This is a genomic window from Clostridia bacterium, from assembly GCA_014360065.1.
Taxonomy (GTDB): Bacteria; Bacillota; DSM-521; order Neomoorellales; family JACIYF01; genus JACIYF01.
This window is the reverse complement of the sequence record JACIYF010000029.1, coordinates 17,701-27,298: the sequence shown is the minus strand read 5'-3', so window position 1 is coordinate 27,298 and position 9,598 is coordinate 17,701. Positions and strand designations below refer to the sequence as shown.

The 9,598-nt window shown below is 56.5% G+C and carries 6 protein-coding genes; all 6 read right to left on the bottom strand.

Annotated features, from left to right (window positions below; translation table 11 throughout):
* Window positions 1–30: 30 nt before the first annotated feature.
* Window positions 31–1,116: an ABC transporter substrate-binding protein gene (locus H5U02_06425; protein ID MBC7342069.1), complete on the bottom strand. Its 1,086-nt coding sequence runs from the start codon at window positions 1,114–1,116 to the stop codon at window positions 31–33.
* Window positions 1,117–1,125: 9 nt separating this feature from the next.
* A complete protein-coding gene (locus tag H5U02_06420; GenBank protein MBC7342068.1) occupies window positions 1,126–2,238 on the bottom strand; it encodes an iron ABC transporter permease in 1,113 nt (370 codons plus the stop codon).
* A 13-nt stretch (window positions 2,239–2,251) separates the two neighbouring features.
* Window positions 2,252–3,322 (bottom strand): ABC transporter substrate-binding protein, encoded by a 1,071-nt coding sequence (locus tag H5U02_06415; protein MBC7342067.1) that lies wholly within the window; start codon window positions 3,320–3,322, stop codon window positions 2,252–2,254.
* Between the two features lie 15 nt (window positions 3,323–3,337).
* On the bottom strand, window positions 3,338–4,402 hold the full coding sequence (locus H5U02_06410; GenBank protein MBC7342066.1) for an ABC transporter substrate-binding protein: 1,065 nt from the start codon (window positions 4,400–4,402) through the stop codon (window positions 3,338–3,340).
* A gap of 150 nt (window positions 4,403–4,552) precedes the next feature.
* Window positions 4,553–5,635: an ABC transporter substrate-binding protein gene (locus tag H5U02_06405; protein ID MBC7342065.1), complete on the bottom strand. Its 1,083-nt coding sequence runs from the start codon at window positions 5,633–5,635 to the stop codon at window positions 4,553–4,555.
* 57 nt (window positions 5,636–5,692) lie between these two features.
* Entirely contained in the window at window positions 5,693–9,547 is a 3,855-nt protein-coding gene (gene cobN / locus H5U02_06400; protein ID MBC7342064.1) for a cobaltochelatase subunit CobN, read from the bottom strand.
* Window positions 9,548–9,598: the final 51 nt, after the last annotated feature.

Sequence of the window (9,598 nt, the reverse complement as noted above, 5' to 3'; positions counted from 1 at the left end):
CCTTTACTTCCAGACGCATTTCCCCTCCACCTACTTCTGTGGATATACCCAGATCCCCTTCAGCTCCTCCCCGTACAGCCGCTCCAGCATATCCCGATACACTGCCTCAGGATCCACATCTTTGAAGAGCTCCGGGTGAAGCCATTTGGCCAAGTAGTATATCCCCGCCGCTCCCCGAGGAGCACAGGTAATCTTATCGCTTATCAGGTATATCCGGCCGTTCTTTACCGCGTTGGTATTCTTCAGCGCCGGCCGATTCATGATTTCCTGGCGGATCTCCTCCAGCTTCTTGTTGTCACCTTTCCAGCCCATGGCAGGAGCTCCCGCGTACTTGATAATGACGTCCGGATTTTTAGCTGCCACCCATTCCGGCGTAACTGTAGGATAGGAAGTGCCGAGCTCTGCCGCTACGTTCACCCCTCCGGCCCACTCGATCAAGGGATGGGCGCCAGACCCCTTTCCGTTCGTCTTCCAGTTCCCCAAGCTCGACTCCCAGTAAACCTTGGGCTTCTGCACATCCGGTAACCCGGCCACGTGCCGCTTAACCTCATTCCACTGCTGCTCGATAAAGCTGGCATACTCCTCAGCTCGCTTTTCAGCTTCAAAAACTTTCCCCAGCGTCCTGATCTCGTCCCCCAAAAGTTCCGTCTTGTAGCCGTAAATCTTCAACGTAGGTATCCCCGCTGCCTGAAGCTGCTCCTTCACCTTGGGCTCCAGGAACTCCTCAACCACCAGATCTGGCTTTAGGGCCAAGATCTCCTCCACATTGGGAGTGTTGGAGGGTCCCACACTAGGCAGTTTAGCTACGTAGTCCGGCCAGGCTACCTTGGTCTTGGTGTGCTCGTCAACCGCCACCACCTTATCCTGAACACCAAGAGCTTGGAGAATTTCTGCCACATAACCACCCCCCAAAACCACTACCCGGTTGGGTGGAGAAGGAACCAAAACCTCACGCTCCTCCACCTGCCCGCTGGCAGTGACCAGGCACTCCTTTACCGGTATCTTCTGGGGACCCGCCCCTTTGGTTTTGGTACCAGACCCGCACCCTGCCACCAGAAGGGCTAGCAAAAAGACTCCTAAAGCAACCTTCGCCACCAAATGCTTGCTTTCCAGCATCCTTACCTTTCACCCCCACCACTGGCGTCTTTTCTTAATCAGCAAGTAGATGAAGAAGGGAGAACCCATGAAGGCGGTGATGATCCCTACCGGCAGTTCGGTGGGCGCTATGATGGTCCGGGCCAGGGTATCCGAAAGGAGGAGCAGCACTGCTCCCATGAGACAAGAGGCCGGAAGCAGAAAGCGGTTGTCGCTGCCGATGACCATGCGGCAGATGTGGGGCGAGACCAGCCCGATGAAGCCGATGATCCCGGTGAAGGCCACCGCCGCCGAAGCCACCAAAGTGGCGAAGCCCAGGGTCAGAAGGCGCACCCGCCTGATCTTGACCCCTAAATTGGCTGCTACTTCTTCTCCCGCACCCAGCACGTTCAAGTCCCAGGCAAAGTAGATCAAGCCCCCGATGCCCAGCAGGACTATGGGGAAAAGAATAGTCACCGCCTCCCAGCTGGCTCCCCAGAATCCGCCCATCAACCAGACCACTAGCTCTCGCAAGGCTTCGTGGTTGGATATATATTTTAAGAGCGATACTCCTGCCTGGAAGAGGTAGCCAATAGCCACCCCTCCCAGGACCAGGACCTCCGGGGCCAGGCCTTTGAAAGTGGCCAAGAGGTAAGCCAAAACCATGGTCAGCGCTCCAAACATGAAGGCGTTGCCGACGATCAACCACTTAGAAAGAACGAGGTAACTGCTGCCCAGAATTCCAGTGCCCAAAACGATGGCCAGTGCCGCCCCGAAGGCCGCTCCGCTGGAAAGCCCTAAGGTGTAAGGAGAAACCAGAGGGTTGCGCAGCACCCCCTGCATCACCGCTCCCGCCCCGGCCAAGCTTATCCCGGTCAAGACCGCCAAAAGGATACGGGGAAGGCGGAGCTGCCAGACCACCGTCTCGGTCAGGTCATTCGTCGGAAAAACCTTAAGCCCGACGTGAGAGAGAATGGCTCCCAGCACGTCCCGGATGCTTATCCCGGCGGCTCCCACGGCCACCGAAAAAAGCACCCCTAGTAGAAGCACACCAACCAGAGAGAGCAGGAAGAAAGCCTTGCGGCCGGTATGCCGCGAGTAAACCGACTTGATGGCCGTTATGTCCTTTTCCAAAAACCCTTCGAGCTCCGCCAGGATACTCATAGCCCGCCCCTCATCACTTTTCCGGATAGACCCAGACCCCTTTGGGTTCCAGTCCGTAGAACTTGGTCAAGAGCTCTCGGCAAACGGCTTGCGGCTCCAAATCGGCAAGCAATTCGGGGTAGAACCACTTGGCGTAATAGCAGAGCAGGACTATGTCGCGCGGCGAGCCGCTTAGTTCGGTAGAGATCAGATAGACACGTCCTCGCTTGACCGCCTCCAGCTTGTCCCAGCCCGGCCGCTTCATGATTGCCGTGCGTATTTCTTCGAGCTTCTTCGTATCCGTGACGCCGTAACCCATGGGGGCCTTGTCCTTCAGGATCTCTTTGATCACCACCTCCGGGTTCTTTTTTAGCACCCACTCGGGGCTCACCCTGGGGTATTTGCCCGGCTCGTTGGCAGCCACGTTTGCTCCTCCCGCTAAAGCTATGCGCTCGTCTCCGCCGCTCCCCTTGGAATAGGTAACGTAATCTCCCGTCCGCCCCTCAAGATACACTCTTACCCTTTCCTCCGGTTTGACCTTCTGCAGCCGCTCATCCAGCAGCCGGCGGTACCTGTCCACTACGGTCAGGTACTCTTCCGCCTTCTTTTCCTGGCCCACAATTTTGGCCAAGGTGCGCAGATCGGAAGAGAAGGTCTGGGGCTTGTAAAGATCGAGGAAAACCAGAGGAATACCCGCCGCCCCAATTTGCTCCGCGATCTCTTCCTTAAGCGCCGGACCCCCGGAAGGGCCGTAGGCAAAAGCCACGTCAGGGCGCAGGGCAATGATCTTCTCAGCGCTGGGAGTGAAGGCGGGGCCCACCGTCTCTTTTTCCTTCACCTTCGGAGGAAACTGCTGGTCATCCGAGACAGCAATTATCTGGTCGCCCGCTCCCAAGGCATAGAGCATCTCCGTGACGTTAGAATTGAGGCTCACTATCCGGCTGGGGGCGGAGAAAACCTCCACCTGACGCCCGTAAGAGTCGGTGATGGTGATCTTCCGTACCTTCTCCCCTACCGCTGCCGGCTGGCTCCCCCGGCATCCGCTGCTAAGCCCCAGAAGGGCCAGGATCAGAACCAGCAGAAAGGCACTTCGCCAGAACCTCACTTACACCCACCTCCTTCAGCTTTCGGGATAAGCCCACTTACCCTTGAAGGGCACGCCGAGCCACTTTTCGAGGTACCCCTGCAAAATCTGCTCCGGCTTGACATCGCTGAAGCGATCGGAATAGAACCACTTGGCTAGGAAAAGGGCCCCGAGGTAACTTTTGTCCCCACCCAGAAGCTCGGTGCTCAGAAGGTAGACGCGCCGCTCCTTGGCCGCTTCGGTCTTGCCTAGGACGGGATTCTGCAGGACCGTCTTTTTCAGTGCCTCGGCCCCAGCAAAGTCGGTGGCCGTGTAACCCAATCCTTTATCTTGTATAACCCCTATTGCGATCGCCTGGGGATTCTTTTGCAAGATCCACTCGGAACTCACCTCAGGATACTCTTTGAGCTCCCCCGCTATGTTGGCTCCTCCACCCATCTCAATGGCCTGGTTGGTTGCCGTGCCCTGGCCGTAGGTCTTCCAAGCACCTTTCTCCAGGGCGCTTTCCCAGATGGCAAAGACGCGCGGCTTATCCTTCTCGGTTAGGCCCTTAAGCCTGTCGCGCAGCAGGGCCATTTTCTCCTGCTTCCACTTGATGAACTTCTCCGCCTCTTCTTCCTTCCCGAACATCTTGGCCAGGGCGCGCAGGTCGCTGTCGTAGGTCTCGGGCTTGTAGAAGTCCAGCCGCACCACCTTGATGCCCGTCGGCTCCAACTTCTGCTCCAGCTCTGATCCGGGCCACTTGCCGAAGGTGATCACCACCTGCGGCTTGAGCTCCACGATCTTTTCCAGGCTGGGGTTATTCCACTTGCCCACCACCGGCTTGTCCTGCAAACCCAAGTAAGGGTTCTGCTGCACTGTATCCCCTACCCCCACAATAGTCTCTTGAACCTTGAGGATACGCATGGCTTCGGCTGCATCTCCGTTCAGCACCAATACTCGGTTAACGGACGAAGGCACCTCCACCGTTTTCCCGGTAGAGTCGGTAATAGTAACCGTGCCGGACTTGGCGGGGGTCGGTTTCTGTCCACACCCACCCAAGAAGGCAACAGCCATAACAAGCGTGATAATAAGACCGAACGCTATCCACTTCCTAGTCATTTTTCTACCCCCTAATTTTTCTTTCCCGCATTTTATAGCTCCCCAATCGGCTGACCTAGGCCGCCGTGATGGCCGTAAAACTCGCTTCGGGCAGCGCGCCATTTATTCTTGCGAATAAGCCCATGCTTCTTTGCGCTCCTGTTTTCTTTCTTACTTTAATGGCGGATATACGAGAACGCCGTGTTTAGTGGGATCAAATTGCGAACCGAAATATTCCCGGAGAAGTTCGTGGAGAGCTGCTGTGGGGTCGATGTCCTTGAACAAATCCGGCTGAAGAATCTTTGCTGCGTATAGAAGCCCCACAGGCTGCAGTGTACCTAAATTCAACTCTATAGCATACAGGTAAACCCTCTTATTTTTCGCTGCCTCGGTCGTAGCTAACTCTGGGCGGCTTAGAAGTTCTTCTCTCATCATCTTTGCTTTATCTGGTCTATCTGTGCCAAAGCCCACCTCGGGGTCAGTGGAGCTTGTATATCTAACGATGATCTCCGGATTTTTCTCCACAACCTTTTCAGGACTTACTACAGTTAGGTCAAATTCCGCATCAGTGAATATGTTTCTTCCCCCAGCCATCGCTATTAGGGACGTAAGATACGCTTTACTTCCATAAGTCTCGTATGGTTTTAAGCGCTCCCAGTAAACTCTCGGCCTTTGATTCTCAGACAAGGCTTTTGTCCTAGATTCGACAAGATTGGTATACTTGTCGTAGAAATCACGGAGATACTTTTCTGCCTCCTTCTCTTTTCCGAGGATATAAGCAAGCTTTTTCATCTCCTCTACGAAAGTGCGGGGGTCATAAAGGTCAAGTGCCACTACGGCAATAGAGTCAGGCAGCTTCTCATCAATCTGGGCAGCGTGATAATGCCAGCAGATGACTAAATCGGGTTTAAGCTCAATCACTTTTTCGTAGTTAAGTGCTTGTCCACTCCCAACCACTGGTTTTTCAGCAAGCTGAGGAAGGATTATCTTATAGTAGTCTTGCTTTGGCATCCAATCAGAAATACCAACTATCCTGTCTCCTTCTCCGAGTAGACATATAACTTCGGCGTCATACCCCCCAAGAGTGACAATGCGCTCTACCGGCTGCTTTATTGTCACCTCCCTCTCCAGCGCGTCAATAACGGTAATGGTTTTCGGCGTTGACTGTGCTGCCTGCTCTTTTGGCGCACAGCCAGCGGCAAGAGATGCTATAAAGCAAACGAGAACTAAGCCTGTCAGGATTACCTTCTTCATCGACTTACCTCCTTACTGATTCTGCTCAAGGTTATTAGGCTTCCATTATTTACCATCTTATCTCCCTAACTTGGCCTTTATCTCCCGCATTTTGGCGCCCCAGTCGACCACTTCCTCGGCGGTGAGGATGTCGATGGCGCCGCCTTGAAACTCGCCCTTCACGTCGCCCATCTTTTCTTCCAGCCAGCCCTCGATCTCGAGGTAGTGCTCTTTTAATCCTGCCAGCACTTCAGGGTCCGCATTCCAGAGGCCGCGCTGGTGGGCCTCCAGGAGGCGGCGGGCAATTTCCTCCAAGGCCCACGGGTTGTGTTCCTCAAAAAACTTGCGGTTTTCCTCCTCGAGCACAAAAGTCCTGGTAATATCGTCAAAGATCCAGTCATCTACCTCACGGGTGGAGGCCTCCCAGCCATATACCCGCCCGATGCGCTTGGAGATATCGCCGGCCCCCTTGTACCCGTGTCGTTTCTGTCCCTCGATCCACCTGGGGTTAAGCAGCTTGGTCCTGACCACCCGCCGGATTTCGTCGGCCAGGGTCCTTACCTCCACATGTTCCGGTTCCCTGGTATCGCCGTAGTAAGTACGTACCTCCTTGCCCGAGGCTACCCGCGCCGCCGCGGTCATGCCACCGTGGGTGCCGAAGTAGCAGCAGCAGCCAAAGAGGTCGTATTCGTCGGTGACCACTTTGTTGTAAGTAACGTCTACCGTTTTCAGGTTTGACTGGAGCTGCTTGAAGGCTTCCTTACCGTAAACCCCTTTGCCGTAGGCGTAGCCGTTCCAGTAAACGAAGATGTCAGCCAGATCGCTCTCCTCTTTCCAGGCCGAGGCGTAAACGGCCAGGTTGACCCCGGCCTGGTAGGTGCCCGGCTTGGAGGCGAAGATGCGTAAGGTCGCGTTTCTCCAGGCCTGCGGGTCGTTCTGCCCGCCCAACTGCTCTAAGGTGTGCTTGCGGACGTAGTTTTGCTCCGGCGGCTCGTCCAGGACGGCCACGGTCCGGATGGCCTCGTCTAAGAGTTCGATGCAGTTCGGGAAGTTATCCCGGGTAATTCCCGAGACGCGTACCGTGAGATCGACGCGCGGGCGTTTGAGTTCTCTCAGCGGGATAACCTCGATACCCCCTACGCGGCCGTTGGGGAGCCAACTGGGGCGGCAGCCCAAGAGGTAAAGCATCTGCCCCAGGCCCTCGCCGTCGGCCCACATGATGTCGTTACACATCCAGTAAATGGCAATATTCTCCGGGTAGCGCCCCTCTTCAGTGAGGTGTTTCTCTAGCACCTTTTCTGCCAGGCGTTTCCCTACTTCCCAAGCCGCCCTTGTCGGGACACGGTGGGGGTCCAGGGAGTAGAAATTGCGCCCGGTTGGTAACACGTCATCCCGGCCACGGGTGATAAGCCCGGACGGTCCGGCGGGAATATAGCGGCCGCTAAAGCCGTCCAGGAGCGCTTCGATTTCGCCCGAGGCTTCCACCCGTTTATTGAGGTCCAGTACCCGGGGCAAGAGACTGTTCAGTTCCTTAAGATGTTCCGGAGCCAGGAGAGCCTCACCAAGGGCTGCCGCCGCATCGTCCGTCGTAACAGCCCGCCCCTGGAGGAAGATGCTGATAAAGGCTTTAGAAACCGCATCAACCTTCTCCAGGAGCGCCCCGTAGGACTTGCCGTGTTTAATGGATACCCTTTCCTGATTATCAAGGAGTTCGGCCAGTTCAAGGTCCATCAGTTTGGCCACCGTCCGCCGGAGGGAAACGTCCTCCCCCGCATCATGCCGCAGGATGGCGTTGAGGAACTCTACGCGGCGCTCGCCTTTCGGGATCTCGCCAAAGATGTGCTGCCCGTCCTGGATCTGGGTGTTGCGAATGACAGAAAGCACAGCATGGGCCTTTTCAACAATCAAGTCAAAGTTTTCGTGCCCTCCCTCGAGGGGAACCTGTTTATCCAGGTTGGTCTTTTTTATCTCTTCAATAATCAGGTGTTGTAAGGTATGCGCCCTGGCGGGGTCGGCGATCTGGGCCTTATCGTATTCCTCCAGGTAACGGTCCAGCTCGGCTAGCTCGTTGTAGAGACCGCCCTGGGTTAGAACCGTCTGCATGTGGTCCACCAGCGTGGCGTAGCTGCGCCGCTTGGCAATGGTACCCTCAGGTGGGTTGTCGGCGTTATAGATATATAGGTGAGGTAAGGTGCCAATGGCCAGGTCGGGATAACATTCCCCGGAGAGGCCCACGCCTTTGCCGGGCAAGAACTCCAGGTTCCCATGGGTGCCCACGTGCACAATCACGTCCGCGCCGAATTCCCGCTCCAGCCAGCGGTATGTAGCTAGATACTGGTGCGGGGGTGGGACGTCCGGGTCGTGCAGGATCTTGCAAACCTGCCCGTCGCAGCGTGCCCCGGCACACCCACGCTTGGGTTGGACGCAGACCACCGCATTGCCGTATTGCACACCGGTAATGACGATCTGACCGTGGTAAACCATGGCTGCTGGGATACCGTTTTTGGCCTCCCCCGGTGGGTTTCCCCAGGCCTCGGTCAGCCTCTCCTTAACCCGGGAAGAAAGGGTATCGAACCATTGCCGGTACTCTTCCACCGGCATCAGCTTCAACGCCCCGCCTTTAGAAACAATTTCGTCGGAAGTAGTCCAGCGGAACTCCGAGATGGCCTTGCGCTCCATTATGGTGTCGATAAGCTCTTTCCCGCTGGCTGGAAACTCGACAGCATAACCTGCCTCGTGCATCTGTTTCAAGATGCGGGCCACGCTTTCCAGGGTGTCCAGGTGTGCCCCGCTGCCCACCGCGGCCTCTACGGAAGCGCAGGGGTTGTTGTGCAGGATAAAGGCCACCCGCCGCTCGCTCACCGGCTTTTGCTGCAAGCGCACCCAGTTGGCCACCCGGCCGGCGATGCGCTCCACGCGTTCCGGTACTGGCTGCCTGATTTCTAGATCCCCTTCCCTGCGGCAGGCGCCTAAGAAGACCGGCTCGATAACCCCTTCGAACTCCGGCAGGGCAACCGACCAGGCGATGTCCTGCCCCAACCCCTGGGGGTCAGCCGCCCACTCCTCTACCGTTTTGTAGAAGGAAACGGCGGGCTGGAAAACCAGCACCCCAAGTTGTTTCAAGAGCTCGACGCCGGAGGCGGCTACTCCCTCCCGGAGAAAGTCATCCGTCTGTGCCCGGGCCGTCAGAAAGAATGAAAGCAGCTTCACCATGGCCACGATCCGCGGCCTGCCGTCCACCCCCAGGAAAAAATCCCGGACTACTTCGCCTGCTCCCTTAGTACCCAGTCCCTCGTCCTTAAGGGAATAACAGAAGGCCGGGATAACGCCGAGGCCCCTCGCTTCCAGCGCCCGGATGAGGGCGTCCTCTACAGCCAGGGTCTTGTTTACCCACTGGTTGCGGGCAAAAAGAAGCCCGACCAGCGGAACCTCTCGCCTGTACCAATTCAGGTAATCTTCTACCGTGGTGAAGTGGGCAGGGGCGTCCGGATGGTAAATCCCTTCCCAGGGGTAAACCAGGGGTTCTTCCACTGCAAAGGGTGCGCCAAGGGCTACCGCCGCCACGTAGCGGAGCATGCGGGCAAAGTTCTCCTCCCCGCCCTGCACTATGTAGGAGTAGCACCTGGCCACCACCTCTGCCGGTACGGTAGAAAGGGTCCACAGAGCCGGGTCGTGGGCCACGCAGACCACCGGCCGGTGAAGCTCGCGCACAGTCCCTTCCAGCTCATCCCAGATTGTCTCGCCCGTAGAACGGTACAAAAAGGCAAGATCTGCACTTACCAGATCTGCACGGGCATTGTCCAGGTCTTCCTTGCCTTCCTGCAAATTGCGGGCGGAATATACCTTAACTGCAAGTTGTCCCGCTACCTTTGTTGCTGCCTTACGCAGCGTTGTGGCATGACTGTGCCATACAATAGCGGTAATCCTGTACATAATCTCTTCCCCCCAATAAATTGCCAGCTAGCAAAATAAAAAACCATGGAA